The sequence below is a fragment of the Verrucomicrobiia bacterium genome (assembly GCA_035629175.1).
In the GTDB taxonomy this organism is placed as follows: Bacteria; Verrucomicrobiota; Verrucomicrobiia; order Limisphaerales; family DASXHY01; genus DASXHY01.
Genome location: DASPIL010000047.1, coordinates 43,885 through 61,074 on the forward strand (window position 1 = coordinate 43,885; position 17,190 = coordinate 61,074).

21 protein-coding genes and 1 pseudogene are annotated in these 17,190 nt (G+C 58.4%); 20 read left to right on the forward strand and 2 right to left on the reverse strand.

Annotation, left to right across the window (positions count from 1 at the left end; all coding sequences use genetic code 11):
* Positions 1-16 precede the first annotated feature (16 nt).
* The 6 genes and pseudogenes from VEH04_08010 to VEH04_08035 all read left to right on the forward strand — a co-directional run bounded on the left by VEH04_08010 (position 17) and on the right by VEH04_08035 (position 4,427).
* Positions 17-811 (forward strand): thymidylate synthase, encoded by a 795-nt coding sequence (locus VEH04_08010; GenBank protein ID HYG22710.1) that lies wholly within the window; start codon positions 17-19, stop codon positions 809-811.
* A gap of 9 nt (positions 812-820) precedes the next feature.
* Positions 821-1,018, forward strand: a pseudogene (locus VEH04_08015) (dihydrofolate reductase).
* A complete protein-coding gene (locus tag VEH04_08020; protein ID HYG22711.1) occupies positions 1,004-1,447 on the forward strand; it encodes a dihydrofolate reductase in 444 nt (147 codons plus the stop codon). Before VEH04_08015 ends, VEH04_08020 begins: the two are co-directional and overlap by 15 nt.
* A gap of 106 nt (positions 1,448-1,553) precedes the next feature.
* Positions 1,554-2,339 (forward strand): MBL fold metallo-hydrolase, encoded by a 786-nt coding sequence (locus VEH04_08025; protein HYG22712.1) that lies wholly within the window; start codon positions 1,554-1,556, stop codon positions 2,337-2,339.
* 361 nt (positions 2,340-2,700) lie between these two features.
* Positions 2,701-3,981 (forward strand): 6-phosphofructokinase, encoded by a 1,281-nt coding sequence (locus VEH04_08030; protein HYG22713.1) that lies wholly within the window; start codon positions 2,701-2,703, stop codon positions 3,979-3,981.
* A 101-nt stretch (positions 3,982-4,082) separates the two neighbouring features.
* Positions 4,083-4,427 carry a histidine triad nucleotide-binding protein gene (locus tag VEH04_08035; protein HYG22714.1) on the forward strand — a complete coding sequence of 115 codons (345 nt, stop codon included), beginning with the start codon at positions 4,083-4,085 and terminating at the stop codon, positions 4,425-4,427.
* Between the two features lie 42 nt (positions 4,428-4,469).
* Here VEH04_08035 and VEH04_08040 read toward each other — a convergent pair whose 3' ends face one another.
* On the reverse strand, positions 4,470-5,312 hold the full coding sequence (locus VEH04_08040) for an alpha/beta hydrolase (protein ID HYG22715.1): 843 nt from the start codon (positions 5,310-5,312) through the stop codon (positions 4,470-4,472).
* 109 nt (positions 5,313-5,421) lie between these two features.
* Here VEH04_08040 and VEH04_08045 point away from each other — a divergent pair, with 109 nt between their 5' ends.
* From VEH04_08045 to VEH04_08060, 4 genes are all read left to right on the forward strand, one after another.
* Positions 5,422-6,075 carry a hypothetical protein gene (locus VEH04_08045; GenBank protein ID HYG22716.1) on the forward strand — a complete coding sequence of 218 codons (654 nt, stop codon included), beginning with the start codon at positions 5,422-5,424 and terminating at the stop codon, positions 6,073-6,075.
* A 7-nt stretch (positions 6,076-6,082) separates the two neighbouring features.
* Positions 6,083-6,622, forward strand: coding sequence for a hypothetical protein (locus tag VEH04_08050; GenBank protein HYG22717.1), 540 nt, complete (start codon positions 6,083-6,085; stop codon positions 6,620-6,622).
* 105 nt (positions 6,623-6,727) lie between these two features.
* A complete protein-coding gene (gene argH, locus VEH04_08055; GenBank protein ID HYG22718.1) occupies positions 6,728-8,128 on the forward strand; it encodes an argininosuccinate lyase in 1,401 nt (466 codons plus the stop codon).
* A 90-nt stretch (positions 8,129-8,218) separates the two neighbouring features.
* The gene (locus VEH04_08060) at positions 8,219-9,217 is read left to right on the forward strand and encodes a phytoene/squalene synthase family protein (GenBank protein ID HYG22719.1); all 999 of its coding nucleotides are present in this window, start codon (positions 8,219-8,221) and stop codon (positions 9,215-9,217) included.
* Here the strand turns inward: VEH04_08060 and VEH04_08065 are convergent.
* Entirely contained in the window at positions 9,171-9,770 is a 600-nt protein-coding gene (locus VEH04_08065; protein HYG22720.1) for a gamma carbonic anhydrase family protein, read from the reverse strand. The two genes, VEH04_08060 and VEH04_08065, sit on opposite strands and share 47 nt — an antisense overlap.
* Before the next feature lie 180 nt (positions 9,771-9,950).
* Here VEH04_08065 and VEH04_08070 point away from each other — a divergent pair, with 180 nt between their 5' ends.
* From VEH04_08070 to purQ, 10 genes are all read left to right on the forward strand, one after another.
* Positions 9,951-10,880 carry an MBL fold metallo-hydrolase gene (locus tag VEH04_08070; GenBank protein HYG22721.1) on the forward strand — a complete coding sequence of 310 codons (930 nt, stop codon included), beginning with the start codon at positions 9,951-9,953 and terminating at the stop codon, positions 10,878-10,880.
* A gap of 227 nt (positions 10,881-11,107) precedes the next feature.
* On the forward strand, positions 11,108-11,563 hold the full coding sequence (gene nrdR / locus VEH04_08075) for a transcriptional regulator NrdR (GenBank protein HYG22722.1): 456 nt from the start codon (positions 11,108-11,110) through the stop codon (positions 11,561-11,563).
* The gene (locus VEH04_08080; GenBank protein HYG22723.1) at positions 11,560-12,129 is read left to right on the forward strand and encodes a hypothetical protein; all 570 of its coding nucleotides are present in this window, start codon (positions 11,560-11,562) and stop codon (positions 12,127-12,129) included. Before nrdR ends, VEH04_08080 begins: the two co-directional genes overlap by 4 nt.
* Before the next feature lie 160 nt (positions 12,130-12,289).
* Entirely contained in the window at positions 12,290-12,853 is a 564-nt protein-coding gene (locus VEH04_08085) for a YMGG-like glycine zipper-containing protein (GenBank protein HYG22724.1), read from the forward strand.
* 27 nt (positions 12,854-12,880) lie between these two features.
* Positions 12,881-13,504 (forward strand): penicillin-binding protein activator LpoB, encoded by a 624-nt coding sequence (locus VEH04_08090; protein HYG22725.1) that lies wholly within the window; start codon positions 12,881-12,883, stop codon positions 13,502-13,504.
* A gap of 52 nt (positions 13,505-13,556) precedes the next feature.
* Positions 13,557-14,789: a hypothetical protein gene (locus VEH04_08095; GenBank protein HYG22726.1), complete on the forward strand. Its 1,233-nt coding sequence runs from the start codon at positions 13,557-13,559 to the stop codon at positions 14,787-14,789.
* On the forward strand, positions 14,786-15,202 hold the full coding sequence (locus VEH04_08100) for a DUF1425 domain-containing protein (protein ID HYG22727.1): 417 nt from the start codon (positions 14,786-14,788) through the stop codon (positions 15,200-15,202). The genes VEH04_08095 and VEH04_08100 overlap by 4 nt, the downstream gene beginning before the upstream one ends.
* 14 nt (positions 15,203-15,216) lie before the next feature.
* Positions 15,217-16,137, forward strand: a complete 921-nt coding sequence (locus tag VEH04_08105; GenBank protein ID HYG22728.1) for a hypothetical protein — start codon at positions 15,217-15,219, stop codon at positions 16,135-16,137.
* Between the two features lie 246 nt (positions 16,138-16,383).
* Positions 16,384-16,623, forward strand: coding sequence for a phosphoribosylformylglycinamidine synthase subunit PurS (gene purS, locus VEH04_08110; protein ID HYG22729.1), 240 nt, complete (start codon positions 16,384-16,386; stop codon positions 16,621-16,623).
* Between the two features lie 79 nt (positions 16,624-16,702).
* A partial coding sequence (purQ, locus tag VEH04_08115) for a phosphoribosylformylglycinamidine synthase subunit PurQ (GenBank protein ID HYG22730.1) occupies positions 16,703-17,190 on the forward strand: 488 nt, incomplete at its 3' end.

Here is a 17,190-nt window from a genome sequence, read left to right on the forward strand (position 1 = left end):
CTTATTCTCGCCAGCGATGACGCAGTATCTCGATCTTCTTCGCCTGGTGCTCAACGAAGGAAGGTTCAAACCCGACCGCACCGGCACAGGCACCTACTCGGTGTTCGGCGCCCAAGCCCGCTTTCCGCTTTCCGGCGGCTTCCCCGTTCTCACGACGAAAAGGCTGCATCTCAAATCGATCATCCACGAGTTGCTGTGGTTCCTTCGCGGCGACACGAATGTTCGGTATCTAAACGAAAACGGCGTCACGATCTGGGACGAATGGGCCGACGCCGAAGGCAGCCTGGGCCGCGTGTATGGCGCGCAATGGTGCGACTGGCGAACCGCCGACGGACGATCCATCAATCAGATCGACCAGGTGATCGAACAGATCAAGAAGAACCCGGACAGCAGGCGGCTGATTGTGAGCGCCTGGAACGTTGGAGAAATTGAGCAAATGGCCCTGCCGCCGTGCCATGCCATGTTTCAATTCTTTGTTCAGAACGGCGAGTTGAGCTGCCAGCTGTATCAGCGGAGTGCGGACCTTTTCCTTGGCGTGCCATTCAATATCGCAAGTTACGCGCTGCTCACACTCATGGTGGCGCAGGTGTGCGACTTGAAACCCGGAACGTTCGTCCACACTTTTGGCGATCTGCATCTCTACGCCAATCATCTGGAACAGGCCCGCCTGCAGCTCACGCGCGAACCCCGGCCCCTGCCGCGAATGAAACTTAATCCCGCGGTCAAACAGATCCGCGACTTCCGCTTCGAAGATTTCGAACTCCTTGGATACGATCCCCATCCGGGAATCAAGGCCCCAATCGCGGTGTGATCAACCATCGTGAAACATTTCAAAGCCATCGCTGCGATGTCGCTGAACCGGGTGATTGGCGATGGCAAAAGGATCCCCTGGCATCTGCCTGAGGATTTCAAATGGTTCAAGCAACTCACGCTCGGCAATGTGGTGGTGATGGGGCGCAAGACGTTCGAAAGCCTGGGCAAGCCATTGCCGCAGCGCACGAACGTGGTCCTGACGCGGCATCCTGCACGCTTGCGGCGGGAGTTCCCGGAACTTTTTGCCGGCTTCACGCTGGGCACGCGAGCGCGTTCTCTTCGTCGCCCCAAGCAACTGCACCTCCCGAAGGTCCCAGGAAGCAAGGGAACCGAATTGCGTTTGCAACGGAGCCTTCTCAAGCTGGATCCAGCCGAGTTCGCGCGCGACGTTTTCATCTGCGGCGGCGCGCAGATTTACGAACAGTCCCTGCCGATGTGCTCGGATTTGTTCCTCACCCTGGTGAAGCGGGAGGTTCACGGCGACGCCTTCTTCCCCCCCTTCGAGCACCTGTTCGACGTTGCCGAAGAGGTTCGCGACACCCCTGAGTTTCGGATTCTTCATTACGTGCGGCGCGGTTCGACCCGCATTTCGGCGCGCAAAGCCAGCGGGACCGGCAGGCTGAATAACAGATGATTCCAAGCTCCTGCCGGCGTTCTTTCCCCAACAGAAGCCGCTCCCGATCCTTGCACTTTCTTCCCTTGTTTGCCTGGAAGGGTCTCCCCACAATGCGCCGCAGAAAATGAAATCCTGTTCCGTCACTTGCCTCGGGGTGGGCGATGGCTGGCCCTGCGCCGATCGCAATCACGCCTCGACCCTCTACCGCTTCGGCAAGACATCCCTCCTCATCGACTGCGGCGAACCCGTCGATCGCAGCATCAAGGCGAGCGGGATCAGTTACGATTCGATCAATGCAATCCTGCTGTCGCACCTGCACGCGGATCATTTTGGCGGACTCTTCATGCTCATGCAGGGCTTCTGGCTCGAGCAACGCCAGGGTGACCTGCCGATCTTCATGCCGTCACATGGCATCCATCCGCTGCAACAGATGTTCGAAGCGGGGCTGTTGTTTGACGAACTGCTGCCGTTCAAGCGGAAGTTCTTTGGACTCCAGCCGGCGAAGCCTTTTTCGGTCTCGGATGTAACGGTCACCCCGTTTCCGACCACTCATTTGAACGGGCTGAAGACGCGGTTTCAAACAAAGCATCCGCACGTGTTCTCCGCATTCAGCTTCCTGCTGGAGCGCAAACGAATGCGCGTGGGACACAGCGCCGACCTCGGAACACCGGAGGATCTCGATCCCCTGTTTGAAAAGCCGCTCGACCTTCTCGTTTGTGAGATGTCGCACTTTGCCCCCGAGCAGATGTTTGAATACCTTCGCACCCGGCCCGTGAAACAGGTGATCTTCGTGCACCTGGGCTCCGAGAATTGGGACGATGTGCCGAAACTGAAGCGACTCGGGAAAAAGCTTCTGCCTGGGGTGCGGCACACGTTTGCCAGGGACGGCGGAACCTTCGCAATCGAATAGGTCCCATCAACTCCACCTTGCAAACACGCCGTTGCCTCGTAAAGTTCAGGGCAGGCAGGTTCAGACAGGTTTTCTGAAGGACTTAAATTCGTCGCGGTGCTGCGCTGCCGAGTTCTCCCGGCCTGTCGGATCAGCTGCTCGGCGTTGAGGCGTCCGGCCGCCGCGAGGCAGGGATATGGCCCGGTCAGCATCGCAGGCTAAGGCAAAGACAGGACAGGTTCGGAAACCTGTGCCACGCCGGCGCCTCGATCCTTCGAGGAATTCCGCCTTTACACCCGGCGTGTGGATTGGCAAGGTGCGCTCCAATTTGTCGGGGCGGACGCTTTAGTGGAACGGTTGTTATTATTGAAAACGAAATTTTATGCCTGAATTGGTTGGAAATCTCTTGGTCGGGCAGTCCGGCGGACCGACTGCAGTCATTAACGCCAGCGTGGCCGGCGTATTGCAGGAAGCCGGCAAGCACGAGTCTATCGAGGAAATCTACGGGGGACTCAATGGCATCCTCGGCATCCTTAATGAGGAGTTGATCGATATCAATGACGAGAAGGCTCGCACAATCGAGGGTCTGCGCTATACGCCCGCCGCGGCCCTCGGCACCTGCCGTTACAAGATCGATTTCAAGAAGAAGCCAGAAAAGGCGGCCCAGGACATGGATCGCCTGTTTGAAGTCTTTCAGGCTCATAACATCCGCTATTTCTTCTACGCGGGCGGCAACGATTCACAGGACACCTCCCACAAGATTCATCTCGAAGCCGTCAAACGCGCCTGGGATATGCGGGTCATCGGAGTTCCGAAAACCATCGACAACGACCTGCCCCACACCGACAGCTGTCCGGGTTATGGCTCGGCCGTGAAGTACTGCGCCACGACCGTGCTCGAAGTCGCGACGGACGTCAGCAGCATGGCAACCGATGACGGATCCTGCTGCATTATTGAAGTCATGGGGCGCGCTGCGGGCTGGATTGCGGCCGGAACTGTGGTCGCAAAGCAGGGAAATCCTGCAAACGCGCCGCACATCATCCTTCTTCCGGAATTACCCTTCAACGAGGAGAAGTTCCTCGCCAAGGTGCAGGAAACCGTTGCGGCATACAAATATTGCATAGTCGTGGTCGGCGAAGGATTGAAGAACGAGCAGGGTGAGGAAATCGGCGCGGATAAAACACGGCTCGACGCCTTCGGCCACGCTGTTCTCGCCGGCGCCGCTGAGAAGCTCAAGGAAATCATCCAGGGCAAGATGAACCTGAAGACGCGCACCGTCATGCTCGGCTATGCACAGCGTGCTGCCGCGCACATTGCGAGCGCCACCGACGCAAATAACGCGCATGCCTGCGGGGTTGCCGCCGTCAAGGCCGCGGTCGAAGGACAAAGTGGTTTCATGGTGAAGATTGTTCGCGACGTGCAAGCTGACGGGTCCATCAAATGGTCAACGGGTTTGCAACCGCTCGAAGACATCGCGAATGTCGAACATTTCATCCCGAAGGATTGGATTGGCGAAGACGGTTTTCTGCCGAACGAAAAATTCGTGGAATACGCGCGTCCGTTGATCGAAGGCGAAGTGAAGGTTCCCATGGAGGGCGGATTGCCGAAATACGTTTCGCTCGAAAAATCCAAAGTGGAAAAGAAGCTGGCGCCGCGCGCCTGATTCACAACGCGGTTTTCGCAAAAGGCCCGGAGTTCCCCCCGGGCCTTTTGCTTTACAGCTTCGTTGACGTTTGAAAGTTCTCCGAGCAAGTTCTCGCAATCATGAGTAAGACCCTGTTCGAGAAAATCATCGCGCGTGAGATTCCAGCGACCATTGTCTACGAAGACGAACTCGTGATCGCGTTCCGCGACGTCAAACCCCAGGCGCCCACTCACGTCCTCATCATTCCGAAGAAACCGATTCCTCGAATTGCCGAAGCGAAACCCGAGGATCATCAGGTGCTGGGTCATCTGATGGTGAAAGCGGGCGAGGTAGCACGGAGCCTGGGACTGGCCGAGGGCGGATTCCGTCTCGTCTTCAACAACGGCCCCGACGCGGGCGAAGCCGTTCCCCACCTGCATTGCCATATCATCGGAGGACGCAAACTCGCCTGGCCACCAGGTTGAAAAACCCGCGTCGTCCCGCAACCCTGGCCCGCCACTCAGGCATTAGGGAGTCGCCTGGGGCAGGAACGTGAGGAACGATTCGATCGCGCGCACAAAGGTATCGCGATCAGCGCCGAGCGGGTCGTTGTGTCCGCCGTGGATTTCGGCAAATTGTTTCGGCTCGTTTGCTGCCGCGAAATTCCGCTCCCCGTGAGCGAAGCCAATCATTTCATCGGTGCGGCTGTGCAGCACGAGAACCGGGACCTTGATGCGTGGCAGCCGGTCCAGAGTGTTGTATCGAATGCGGCACAGGAGTCGCACGGGCAGCCAGGGAAACAATTCCGAACCGATATCCGGAATGCTTGTAAAGGTGCTGTGAAGAACCAGGCCGGCGACGGGTTCCCGGGCCGCGAGTTCGCTCGCCACTCCTCCGCCCAGCGATTCTCCGTAAGCGATAATGCGTTGATGCGGAAAACCGTTCTGCACGAGCCATGCGTGCGCAGCCTGGGCGTCCTTGTAAGTGCCCTCTTCTGATGGCCGGCCTTCGCTCAGGCCATACCCGCGGTAATCAAACGAGAGCACGTTAATGCCGAGTTCACGCAGCAGGAGACAAAGATCGACGCGATGACTGATGTTCCCGCCATTGCCATGACATAGCACCAGCGCGAGATCCCTGCGCGGCGCGTTCAATGCGGCGGGGAAAAACCATGCGTTGAGCTGAACACCGTCGGACGCCTTGAAGAAAACGTCCTGAATTGGTTGCGCGGACTCCTTTTCAGCCGGGTCCAGGCTGCGGGTGGGATGATAAACCTGACTGTGTTCGAACCAGCGGAAGAACATAAGAAATAGAATCAAGCCGGCAATCGCCTGCACGAGAGTGCGTCGCGCAAAGCGGGAATGTTTCATCGCCGCACTGTGCCACAGCCTTGCTGACGTGACCACCATGGAGGGTTCTACCCCTGAGTTTCAACCAACCGGCGCTTTACTTCGAGCCGACCAAAATTAGAATCCAGTCATGGCTTCAGAATTTGATCCGGCGGATTTCGTCGACAACGACTTCCAGGTTCGCAAAGCCGCAGCCCCCGCGAGTTCGCTGCGGGCGCCCACGCGCGAGGAAGTGGACAGCCGTGTTTTGGAGGCGCAGCAACGCCTCGCCGAACTGAAGCGCGCACAGGAGGATCTCGAGCGCGAACGAGCGGGCCTGGAGGAAACGCGCCGCCGCCAGATTGAGTTCCAGACAGGCCGCCAGGAGATGATCCAGAATCTCACGCGCGGCATCGGCCTGCTTGAGGAATCGGAGTTCGCAGCACGGCGTGACGCTGAACAGATGGCCGCCACGCTTGCGGAATTCCGCAATGCACTGGGCCGGGTTGAATCGACAAACGAAACCAGCTGGACCAAGGATAATTTTGCAGTGGAGCTGACACGGGCATTGACGGCCATTGAGAATGCGCGCATGGAATGGAACAGCGCCCGCCTGAAATTTCCCGTCCTGTCGGGACAATCCGCGCAGCGTGAGACGCCACAGGCCGCTGCTCCCGCCTCCATTCTGCCGAATCAAAGTTTTGGGGCACTGTGCCAGTACGGGCTGGCTTTGACCTGGCCCATCGCGGTCGCCCTCGTGATTGGATTCGCCATTCTCGTGGCAGTGCTGATGATGCAACGCTGATGAACAAATGGGGCTGTTCAAAAAGAAATCTGATCCCGTGTCCGAGCGCGCGCAAGCGCTGAGCGATGAGATCGCCGCGCTCGAGGCGCAGATTCGGCAGCTCGATTCGCAGTTGCAAAGTCCGCAACGCAAGTCGTCCGGGCTTCGTTCCACTGCGCTGCCCGATGGCCGCACCATCAGCCATAACGACCCCGCTGCGCCACCTGTTTCCACGACCGCGCCGTCGGCGACTGCGGAGCCGATCTTCGAGCAAATCGACCAGGGACGTTTGAAGTCGCGCGCGGAAGCGCCGACAACGCCCGAACATTTCAATGGCCTTGGAGTGCGGAAATATGATCTGCCCGCGCTGCTGCGGCGTATTCGGAATCAATTCAGCGGGCCTTCGGCCAGCAATCCCAAGCTCGTCAATTACCTCGCGGCTGGCGGCATTCAGGGACTCCGTCCGATGCGTTATGAGAAACGTGTTGCGCGCAATCGTTTCATTTTCCTCGTTGCATTCCTTTTCATCATGCTGCTCGGCATCATCAGTTTCTTCTTCCGCAAGTAACCGTTGTCTGCGCTACGTCCCGGCAGGCGCAACAACCGCGTTTTCAGCCGCCTTTTAAAGTGACTTTTAGCGGCGTGCGCAGCACATTTCGCCGACAAGTTACCGATGAAAAAATCCTCTCCAGTCTCACGCAGCGGACGGTTTTCCGGAGGGCCGGCTTCCGACGTGGCGCAGTTCACGGAATCCATTTCCTTCGATTGGCGGCTCTGGCGTTACGACATTCTCGGGTCGCTCGCGCACGCGAACATGCTGAAGTCAATTGGCATCCTGACCGGCGAGGAGCTCGCGGCAATCAGCCGCGGCCTGGACGCGATCGCACGCGAAATTGAATCGGGAACGTTCAAATGGAAACCAGAGCTCGAGGACGTTCACATGAACATCGAGGCCGAATTGACGCGGCGTGTGCCTGCTGGCGCGAAGCTCCACACGGGTCGGTCGCGCAACGACCAGGTGGCGCTGGATATTCGGCTCTGGCTGCGCGACCAGCTGCTGCAGCTCGTAGGCGAGCTCAAGTCCCTGCAAACGGCGCTTGTTCAACTCGGAGACGACAATCGGTCCGTCATCATTCCGGGCTACACACATCTTCAACGGGCTCAGCCCGTTTACTTCGCACATCACCTTCTCGCGTATGTAGAGATGTTCGATCGCGACGTCGATCGCCTCAGCGGCTGCTTCTCACGGTTGAATGTCTGTCCGCTCGGCGCAGGCGCGCTTGCGGGGTCGACTCTTCCACTCGACCGCGCGCTCGTTGCGGTGACACTCGGATTCGTTGACAACAAAGGCAAGCCGCGCATCTCCCAGAATTCAATGGATGCCGTAAGCGACCGCGACTTCGCCGTCGAGTTTTGCGCGCACGCTGCCCTGCTTGCAGTGCACATGTCCCGGCTGGCTGAAGATCTCATCCTGTGGGCGAGCAGCGAATTCAGCTTCATTCGCATTTCCGACGCCTACACCACCGGTTCGTCATTGATGCCGCAAAAGAAAAATCCGGATATCGCGGAACTCACGCGCGGGAAGAGCGGCCGCGTCATTGGCAATCTCGTGTCGCTGCTCACGTTGCTCAAAGGTCTGCCAATGACCTACAACCGCGACCTGCAGGAGGACAAGGAGCGCCTGTTCGACAGCGTCGACACCGTTCGCGCGACGGTTCGAATCGTCGCCGCGATGCTGGGAAACATCGAAGTCGACGCGCGGGCGTGTCGGGCTGCGGCCGCCGATTCCACGCTGCTGGCAACGGATTTGGCGGATTATCTCGTGCGCAAGGGCATGCCGTTCCGGCAGGCGCATCATGCCGTGGGCGCGTTGGTCGCATTGGCGGAAAAAAGCGGAAAACCATTGAACGCTCTCAGCCTTCAGGAATATCAATCGGTTGACGCCTTGTTCGAGGCTGATGTGCTGAAAAGCTTTGATCTGGACAAGGCAATGACACGACGCGAGCTGACGGGCGCTCCCGGATCAAAGGAAGTGGCCCGGCAGATTGCAGCGTGGCGCAAGCGCTTGAGCTGAGCTGAGCTGGAGTGAATCGGCTGCAAGCTGGATTTGTGCGGGGGAGTTCGCGATGATTCAGGCGTGCCGAATCCGCCGACGTCACGCGAAATGCTCACAAACCTGTTGGAACAGGTTTCGCGTTCATTCTACCTGACGCTGCGGGTCTTGCCTTCCGACATCCGTCCACAGATCGGCCTCGCATATTTGCTCGCACGCACCACCGACACCGTTGCGGACACCACCCTGGTTTCCCTGGAACAGCGGCTGGATTTGCTGGAACAATTGCGAGGCAGAATTGTTGGGACGCGCACGGATGCCCTGTCCGTAATGGACCTTTCCCGGAACCAGGAGTCGCAGCCAGAACGCAAACTCCTCGAGCATGTCGAAACGTCTCTCGCCATTCTTGCGCAGAGTTCCGCGGAGGATCGTGCCTTGATCCGCAAGGTCCTCGACACCATTACGAGCGGCCAGGTGTTGGACCTGAAACGTTTCGCAGGCGCGAACGCGGATTTGATTGTGGCACTCCGCACGCGCGAGGAGCTGGATGACTACACGTATCGCGTGGCCGGTTGTGTCGGCGAGTTTTGGACGAAGATCTGTTTGCAGGATCATTTTCGAGGATCGCAATTCCTCACCAACCAGGGAATTTCGCAAACTGATTACGAAATGCTGGGCGTCCGCTTCGGCAAGGGTTTGCAGCTGGTGAACATCCTTCGCGACCTGCCCGCCGACCTGCGCTCGGGGCGCTGCTATATTCCGTCCGACATGTTGCAGTTGGTTCAACTTGCACCCAGCGACTTGCTGGACCCCCAATCCGCACCCCGTTTGCGTCCCGTGTTCCATCAGCTGGTGGACGACGCCCAGGCGCATTTGGAAGCGGGATGGCGATATACAAACCTGATTCCACGATCCGAGCTTCGATTGAGACTGGCGTGCGCGTGGCCCATTTTGATTGGAATGAAGACGCTCAAGCGGTTGCGCGCCGCCAACGTGCTGGATGCCAGTCAGCGAATAAAAATCAGCCGTGCTGAAGTGCGTCAAATTCTGGTGCGATCCCTGGTCACCTATCCGCTGGCACGGTGGCGGAACCTTGCGCGTTCGATTTAGGCCCTGGCACCACGCCGCCAACGCCAATTTGGCGCTTCAAGCAATATGCCGCATTCGCCACGTATTTTTCCGCCCAATATTTCAATCCATCTCGCTCCTGCTGTGTGAGCGCCCGCGTCACCTTGGCGGGCGCGCCCAGGACCATTGATCCGGGAGGAATCCGGGTTCCCTGCGTGACAAGAGCCCGCGCGCCAATGATCGACTGCTCGCCAATAACGGCGCCATCGAGAATGATCGCCCCCATGCCCACCAGCACTTCGTCGCCAACGTGACACGCGTGCACCACGGCGGAGTGGCCAACAGTCACGTAGTTGCCGAGCATGCAGGGGAAATCATCGGCAAGGTGCAGAACGGCGTTGTCCTGGATGTTGGAGTGATGGCCCACAACGATGCGATTGATATCGCCGCGCAGCACGGCGTTGTACCAGACGCTGGAGTGATCGCCCAGTTGCACATCGCCGACAACGATGGCTCCTTTTGCAATGTAAACGTCTTTACCAAGCCGGGGCGGTTGGCAGAGGTAGGTCTGCAATTGTTCTTCAAGCTTGCACATGATTGTTCATTACACACGAGAAGCGCGTTGGAAACAAAAAACCCGCCGGTTTGACCCGGCGGGCTTAACCTCAGTTCCTCCGCCCGCCGTCTTAGAACCCAACCCGAAAAGACGGCAGGTGTTGTTTCCGACGTCAAAGTTTGAAATTTATTCAGAGTGGTTGAGAATGAAGCGGCACGTATGACGAGAAAGCCATCCAAGCGATCGCCGGCAAAACGAAAGCGTCTGCCGCGTTCGTTCAAGGAACTGACTCCTTCGAACCACTTCAATCCGCGCACGTTCTTTCATGAAATGGTTTGGAAAACCCTGCTCACGCGCAGGAAAGGAGAACATCGGCAGCCCGCATTTCCGAAATTGCAAGACGGCCAGGTCGCGATCACGTGGATCGGGCACGCGTCATTCCTGATTCAGTTCACGGATTTAAATGTGCTGGTCGATCCCAATTTCGCGAACTGGCTTTTTCTCCTGAAGCGAATCAAACGCTCGGGTTTGCGCATCGAGGATCTTCCGCCGATTGATCTGGTTCTTCTGACGCACGCCCACTTCGATCACTTTCACAAGCCATCCCTGCGGCGGCTTCCGCATCCGAAGATTGGCGTCATGCCTTGGGGCGTTGGCGACCTCGCGCTTGACCTAGGGTTTGAACGTGTAATCGAGCTCGCGTGGTGGGAAAGCTTCTCGCACACGGATTGGAAGGTGACGCTGACGCCAAGCAAGCACTGGGGCGCGCGAACGTTGCGCGATGATCATCGCGGCTACGGCGGTTTCATTTTGGAGCACCAAGGCCGCCGCATCTATCATGCGGGCGACAGCGCCTACTCGCACTGCTTTAAGGAGATCGGACGGCGCATGCCCCCGGAAATCGCCCTCCTGCCGATCGGCGCCTATTATCCAGACACGTTTCGCCGCGTCCACATGGGTCCCGACCAGGCAATGAAGGCGTTCAAGGATCTCGGCGCCCAGCAGCTGGTGCCAATGCATTACGGAACATTCCGGCTTTCATTTGAGGACATGGACGAACCGCCGCAATGGCTGATGGAATTGGCGGGCGAGCAAAAGGTCTCCGACAAGGTGCGCATCCTTGATGAAGGAGTCCCAATCGTGTTTTAAGGCGGCACAGAACGCAAAGATCAGGACGCTTCCAGGAATCCTGCGCGTCGGACCGCGGCGTTCACACCTCACGATGTCGAAAGCGGATCCGGCATGGGGCGAGTTCCAACCGTTTCGCACGTTTCCCGCTGAAGCAGGCTGACGCCCGCGGTCCGGAGGCGAATCCCTTGACGCCTCAACATTTAGTGTGTTAGAAACCGGCGTGCCACAATTAGCGGTGTAGCGTTATGCGATGTCCGAAATGCGGTTGCCAGGACGACAAAGTTGTCGATTCCAGAGCCTCCCGGGAGGGAGCGACAATCCGCCGTCGCCGTGAATGCATCGCGTGTGGGAATCGCTTCACCACCTACGAGGAGATCGAACGGGAAAACCTGATGGTCCTCAAACGTGACGGCAGGCATGAGGAGTTCTCCCGCGACAAACTTCTCTCGGGTATTCGCAAGGCATGCCAGAAACGGCCGATCAGCCCCAAGATCATCGAGGATTTGGTGGACCGGATTGTCGATGAGGTGACGAATCGCTATGAGCGGGAAATCCCTGGGGAGGTGATCGGGAAACTCGTTATGGAAGGACTTCGCCCGGTCGACGAAGTTGCCTATGTGAGATTCGCCAGTGTCTATCGCCGGTTTCAGGAAGCCACTGACTTCGTCCACGAAGTCAAAAAGCTGGAGGCTCAACAATGATTGCACTTTCAACGGACTGCCTGCTGTTCCAAACCCCCGAAGGCGAGAGCATCCCTTTTTCGGCGGAAGCCATTTCCATCGAACTGATGGGCAGCAGCTCGAAATTGTTGGATGCCGATTTCGTAAAGCAAGCGTCGCAGGCGGTGTTTCACTATTTTCGAAACGAACTCCGTCGCGAGACTGTCACGGTGGCTGAGTTCGCAGATGCGCTGGAAAAAGTGCTGCGGAGCTTCGGATACAGGGTTCACACGGAATCAGCCGAACCTGTGAGTGAAGATGAAGTCGTGCCGAAAACCGGTGCCGATCTTTGCCAGCTGGCGCAGGAATCAGCGCTCGGCGGCGAACTGTTTTTCTTCCCGCGCCTGCGGGACGAGCTGCGCGTTCAACTGCGGCAGGAGCCACGGATCGTGCGCTTTCACAGGCTGCGTCCTTGCGTGAAGCAATTGACGGGCGCCCGCAGGTGGACGCCGCGATGCCAATCGCTGGAAGCGAAGATTCTGGAGTTCCTGCGCGAATGTCTCAGCGCGGAAACCCCGCACCTCGAGTGCGCCTTGTTGGTCGATTAGCCGCACAAGGCGCCGACCTCCAAAGACGCGGTCGAGCGCGTTGCGCCACCTTCGCCACCTTCCCCGTGATTGCTCTCCGGCCGACCTGCGCTAAGTTGCTTGCGGTCAGGCGTCTGCAGTGCTTTGAATTTCAGGGGCAAAGCGGCGTCCAACGTTCGTTGTGAAAAGAATCAAGCTACTAACGGCGGTTTGTCTGTTGAGCCTCGGCCCAAGTGCATATGCGGGCGGCCCTGGCCATCGGCATTGGGGGCACGGGCACCGTCACCACCGGCATCACTCACATTCCTCGTTTTCGGTTCACTTCGGCTACCCGGCCTATCGGCATTATTCCTATTATCCGGCATACGCTTATCCCGTGTCGCCCGCGTACACATACAGCTACGCCTACCCGGATTATTCTTACAGCCGCCCAAACTATGCGGTCGCGGGAACGCTGCTGGGCGCGCTTGCAGGCGGGATAATCGGCCACAACGTGCATCGCCAGGGTTGGGAAGGCGCCGGTATTGGCGCAGCCGCGGGACTCGTCCTGGGCGGAGTCGCGGAAAGCCGGGCTCGTGCGCGCGAACGCGACCTCCAGTCCGCGCCCTCTGTTTCATACAGCGTTCCCGACGCGCAAACGATAAACGACGCGCCCACAGTTCCGGCCGCACCTCGGATCCAGAGCGCTCCCGCTTATGCGCCGGCGGGATCCATGACCAGTGCGAACAGCCTCTTCGGCCGGTGATCGGGCCCACTCCTCGAATCCAAGTTTATGATCAAATATTGTTCCTACTTGCTTCCACTGGCCATTGCCGCAATTGCCACTGGCTGTGCTTCCACTGGTGTCAAGAATCCATCCGGCGTCCCGGTAACCGAGATGCGTCCGGACGAACGCGGATTCGTCGCGGGCACGGGCGTGGAATCCCAGGATCTGGTCATGGTGACCGACAAGATGGCCCGCAGCATTCTGGGCATTCCCCAGATCGCCAATGCGCAGGGCACGCCACGCGTCGTTTTGGATCCCGTGAAGAACGAAACGCGTTTCCCAATCAACAAGGACATTTTCCTGACGCGCATCCGAGTGCAATTGAACAGCAAGGCGCAAGGCAAGGTGCTCTTCCTCGCACGTGATCGCATGCAGGCGCTGGAACGGGAGCGCGCTATGAAACAGTCGGGACAAGTGACCGCCAGCGCGGATCCCAACCTGGTTGAATTCCGTGGGGCCGACTTTTTCCTCACGGGCACGCTCCAGGGCCTCTCGACCCGCACCACGGCAGGCACGAGCGATTATATCCTCTATAGCTTCCAGCTGATCGATGCCCGCACGTCGGACATCGTTTGGGAAGACGCCGCGGAGATTAAGAAGCAGGGTCTCGAGGACGCGGCGTATCGTTGAACATTTCGCGTTTGAACCGAACAGCGCCGGGCCAAGGCCTGGCGCTTCTTTTATGAGCGGCAACATTGCACGTCAAGGAAGCGAACCCAGCGGGATCGCTCGTCTGCCGATCCGCAGGTTGTTCATTGCGGCAATTGCCGCAGGCTTGCTCACGGGTTGTGCCACGACACGAGAGCCCGCGATTGTGCTGACGGGCAATCTGATGGTGGACGGCCCGAATGCGATCGAACGCGGACCCGCCAAGGACAAGGTTCTCTGGCAGTATCGCACCGCCGCCGCCGCCATGCGTCGCGGCGAATTCGAGCTGGCGAAACGCTACCTTGACGACGCTCTGCTCACTCTCGGCGGCATTTACGGTCGCGACAAATCCGCCCGAAAGGCGCGCGGATATTTCAACGAGGAATCCAGGAAGACTTTCATCGGCGAACCTTACGAACGGGTAATGGCGTATTTCTATCGCGGTGTTCTCTATTGGATGGATGGCGAGCCCGACAATGCGCGCGCTTGTTTCCGCACGGCTCAACTCGAGGATTCTGGAACTGAGGAGCAATCGTTTGCGGCAGACTATGCGATCCTCGATTACCTGGATGGCCTCGCGTCAGTGAAACTGGGAGGCGACGGATCTGATTCCCTGCAGCGCGCCGAAAAGGCATCGAAGCTTTCCAGGCTCCCGCCCTACAATCCGGCTGCCAACGTGCTTTTCCTGATTGAGTATGGGCGCGGTCCCGCGAAATACGGCGGGGGCGAATACGGCGAGCAACTTCGTTTTCGGGAAACACCTTCGCCCGTGCGCCTGGCCAAAGTCACAGTTGGCGAACAGCTTCTCTCGGCAGGCGCGTGCGACGACTTGTTTTATCAGGCAACGACTCGCGGGGGGCGCCTCATGGATCATGTCCTCGGCAACAAGGCCGTCTTCAAGTCCACCACGGGCGCCATTGGCGATGTGGGAATCATTGGCGGCGCCGTGATGGCGACGCAGCGCGGGCGCAACAGTGTGGCCGATGAGGTTGGCCTGGGCCTGCTTGCCGCAGGCGTACTCAGCAAGCTTGTTTCTTCCGCCACAACGCCTGAGGCGGACGTGCGGGCGTGGGACAATCTTCCCCGCTTTTTAACGTTTGCTCATCTGCAACTCCCGCCCGGCATTCACTCTGCCACGATTGAATTTCAGGACGGAGCCGGTCGTCCCTTAACCCAATTAACAAAGTCGTTCACGATCAACGTTCCGGAAACCGGCGACAAAGTGGTGTTTGTGAGCGATCAATCGGTAACTCCCCAGACTTTATGAAACGAACTCTGTTTTCTCTCGGCGGCGCGGCCTTGCTCCTCACTGGATGCGAAACGGCAGTCGTGGATCGAGGTGCCTACCTGCCGATCAACACCACGGTAAACGATCGCGAGAATCGCGCAGGCCTCGTGCTCCTCGATGAACGCGTGCGCAACTCTGTCACCTGCCCGGGAATCCAGGAAACACGGATGCCCGACGGACGCCTGCAGGTCGCGGCTCAATTGCGGAACCGGGAAAGCAGGCGGATCCAGGTTCAGGTCAATTGCGAGTTCAAGGATGCCCAGGGTTTTGTCATCGATGCCACATCTTACGAGAACGTTTTTTTTGACGAGAATTCTCAGGAGGCCGTGAAGTTTGTTTCCATGAACAACCAGGCGGCGCGTTATACCATTCGCATCCGCCAGGCCCGCTGAAGAGGATTTTTATTATGAGAGCGCAAGCATGCTTCGGGCTTCTCACCTTAGTCGCAGCAGTCATCCCAGCCGTCGCACAAAAGGGCGCGCCGGCAGCCTCGGCGTCAACACCTCGTTCCAGCGAAGGCGACCCGCCGCCACGCGTTTGGCAGGATCCCAATTACCGCAATCCCTGGGCCGCAAGCAACCAAACCGTGCCAGCGGGACAGATTTATGTTTACGATCAACGCCCGCTCGGAGGACGCGCGCCGCTGGTTCAACAGGAGCAGGCGCAGGCGACGATCGATCGCTTCAAGGAAGGATACGCAAAGCTGGGCAGCCCGCGCATGCTGATCTACGTAAACCGCGAGTTGGTGGACGAACAGGGCGGATTGAAACTCATTCGGCGCGAGGAGCAAACCGAGACAATCCGGAACAACGGCAATTCAGCCGAGTTTCCGATTCGCAGCACCAACGCGAACTCGTATCGATCCGATGGCAAGGCTGCACCGACGCTTGCTGACCGGCAAACGGTGCGCGATGTCGAACGCCTGTTCGGCCGGCCGTTGCGCGCTGCTGGAGTGACGCTCACCGACCAGCGCGTGGCCGCCCAGTTGATCGCGGATAAACCCATCGCGGAATTCATCGGCTCCAGTGATTCAGCTCAGGCGCGCAAGGATCGGGAGGCATTGGCGAAAGTGGCCGATGCAGTGATCGAGATCCTGATCGCTTCTAAATCGATGAACGTTCCCATGATTTCCGGCAACCAGACGATCTCCGTCCCCGATATCCAGGCGACCGCAATCAGCCTCAAGGATGCACGCATCCTGGGCCAGGCATCATCCGCCGACATCACGGGCCGGTTGGCGCCATCATCGCTCAGCCAGTTCAGCGTCCAGGAAATCGCGGAAGCCACGGCATTTGAGCTAATGGAAGACATCACGCAGAGCGAGTAGGTGCATCTTGTTTTTCTAAGAAGTCCATCCAACGGAGACTCCAGGCGTGCCGTATCGCCCGTCCTCCGTAGCAGCTCCTGCGGAGGGTGGACACGTTCCCATACCTGCACCGCGCTCCGAACTCGACGCGTGAAGTTTTTCACTTGCACTGGGCAGTTTCAGGATCCACCCGCCCCGGACCGGAAACCAAAATTCTTCTCGCCTCGTTTCTGCGGTTGACCCACCATGCTGGGGCCGTTGTTAACGATGAAAGCCAAGATTATTGTCACGCCCAAGAAGGCTGTGCTCGACCCTCAGGGGAAAACCGTCCAGACCGCCTTGGAGCATATGGGCTACAAGGGCGTTGGTGCGGTTCATGTCGGCAAATACATGGAAATCGAACTCGCTGGCAGTGACAAGGAATCGGCGCGGGCGCTTGTTGATGAGGCCTGTCACAAACTGCTGAGCAACCCCGTCATCGAGGATTACAGGTTCGAGATCGAGTAATCCACGTTTCGGTTGACGAATTCCACAGTGGCGCGATTTTGAGATCGCAGGCTAAAACAATTATTTCCAGAAACGCTCGATGAATTTCGCCGTTCTTCAATTTCCCGGGTCCAATTGTGACCAGGATTGCGTGCATGTCCTCCGCAACGTGCTCGGCCACTCCGCCCGCACAGTCTGGCACAAGGATTCGTCGCTCGGGGATGCCGACGCCGTCCTGATCCCGGGCGGTTTCAGCTACGGCGATTACCTCCGAACGGGAGCCATCGCCCGGTTCAGTCCGGTGATGCAAGCCGTGCAGAATTTCGCATCAAATGGCGGCTATGTATTGGGCATCTGCAATGGTTTCCAAATTCTTTGCGAGGCAGGAATGCTTCCCGGCGCTCTGATACGAAATCGTTCGCTGCAATTCCGCTGCGAACAGGTGTTCCTGCAAACCGCGACGAAACAGTCGCCCTTCACAAGCGGGATTCCCGACGGAAAACTATTGTGTGTGCCGATTGCCCACGGAGAGGGCTGTTATTTTGCTGACGAAGCCACGCGCGCCCGCTTGAAAGCCAATGACCAGGT

Excerpts from the sequence above, each read along its gene's own strand:
- VEH04_08010 (HYG22710.1), top strand. The coding sequence starts at position 17 with ATGACGCAGTATCTCGATCTTCTTCGCCTGGTGCTCAACGAAGGAAGG.
- VEH04_08025 (HYG22712.1), top strand. The coding sequence starts at position 1,554 with ATGAAATCCTGTTCCGTCACTTGCCTCGGGGTGGGCGATGGCTGGCCC.
- VEH04_08030 (HYG22713.1), top strand. The coding sequence starts at position 2,701 with ATGCCTGAATTGGTTGGAAATCTCTTGGTCGGGCAGTCCGGCGGACCG.
- VEH04_08035 (HYG22714.1), top strand. The coding sequence starts at position 4,083 with ATGAGTAAGACCCTGTTCGAGAAAATCATCGCGCGTGAGATTCCAGCG.
- VEH04_08040 (HYG22715.1), bottom strand. The coding sequence starts at position 5,312 with ATGAAACATTCCCGCTTTGCGCGACGCACTCTCGTGCAGGCGATTGCC.
- VEH04_08045 (HYG22716.1), top strand. The coding sequence starts at position 5,422 with ATGGCTTCAGAATTTGATCCGGCGGATTTCGTCGACAACGACTTCCAG.
- VEH04_08050 (HYG22717.1), top strand. The coding sequence starts at position 6,083 with ATGGGGCTGTTCAAAAAGAAATCTGATCCCGTGTCCGAGCGCGCGCAA.
- argH (HYG22718.1), top strand. The coding sequence starts at position 6,728 with ATGAAAAAATCCTCTCCAGTCTCACGCAGCGGACGGTTTTCCGGAGGG.
- VEH04_08060 (HYG22719.1), top strand. The coding sequence starts at position 8,219 with ATGCTCACAAACCTGTTGGAACAGGTTTCGCGTTCATTCTACCTGACG.
- VEH04_08065 (HYG22720.1), bottom strand. The coding sequence starts at position 9,770 with ATGTGCAAGCTTGAAGAACAATTGCAGACCTACCTCTGCCAACCGCCC.
- VEH04_08070 (HYG22721.1), top strand. The coding sequence starts at position 9,951 with ATGACGAGAAAGCCATCCAAGCGATCGCCGGCAAAACGAAAGCGTCTG.
- nrdR (HYG22722.1), top strand. The coding sequence starts at position 11,108 with ATGCGATGTCCGAAATGCGGTTGCCAGGACGACAAAGTTGTCGATTCC.
- VEH04_08080 (HYG22723.1), top strand. The coding sequence starts at position 11,560 with ATGATTGCACTTTCAACGGACTGCCTGCTGTTCCAAACCCCCGAAGGC.
- VEH04_08090 (HYG22725.1), top strand. The coding sequence starts at position 12,881 with ATGATCAAATATTGTTCCTACTTGCTTCCACTGGCCATTGCCGCAATT.
- VEH04_08095 (HYG22726.1), top strand. The coding sequence starts at position 13,557 with ATGAGCGGCAACATTGCACGTCAAGGAAGCGAACCCAGCGGGATCGCT.
- VEH04_08100 (HYG22727.1), top strand. The coding sequence starts at position 14,786 with ATGAAACGAACTCTGTTTTCTCTCGGCGGCGCGGCCTTGCTCCTCACT.
- VEH04_08105 (HYG22728.1), top strand. The coding sequence starts at position 15,217 with ATGAGAGCGCAAGCATGCTTCGGGCTTCTCACCTTAGTCGCAGCAGTC.
- purS (HYG22729.1), top strand. The coding sequence starts at position 16,384 with ATGAAAGCCAAGATTATTGTCACGCCCAAGAAGGCTGTGCTCGACCCT.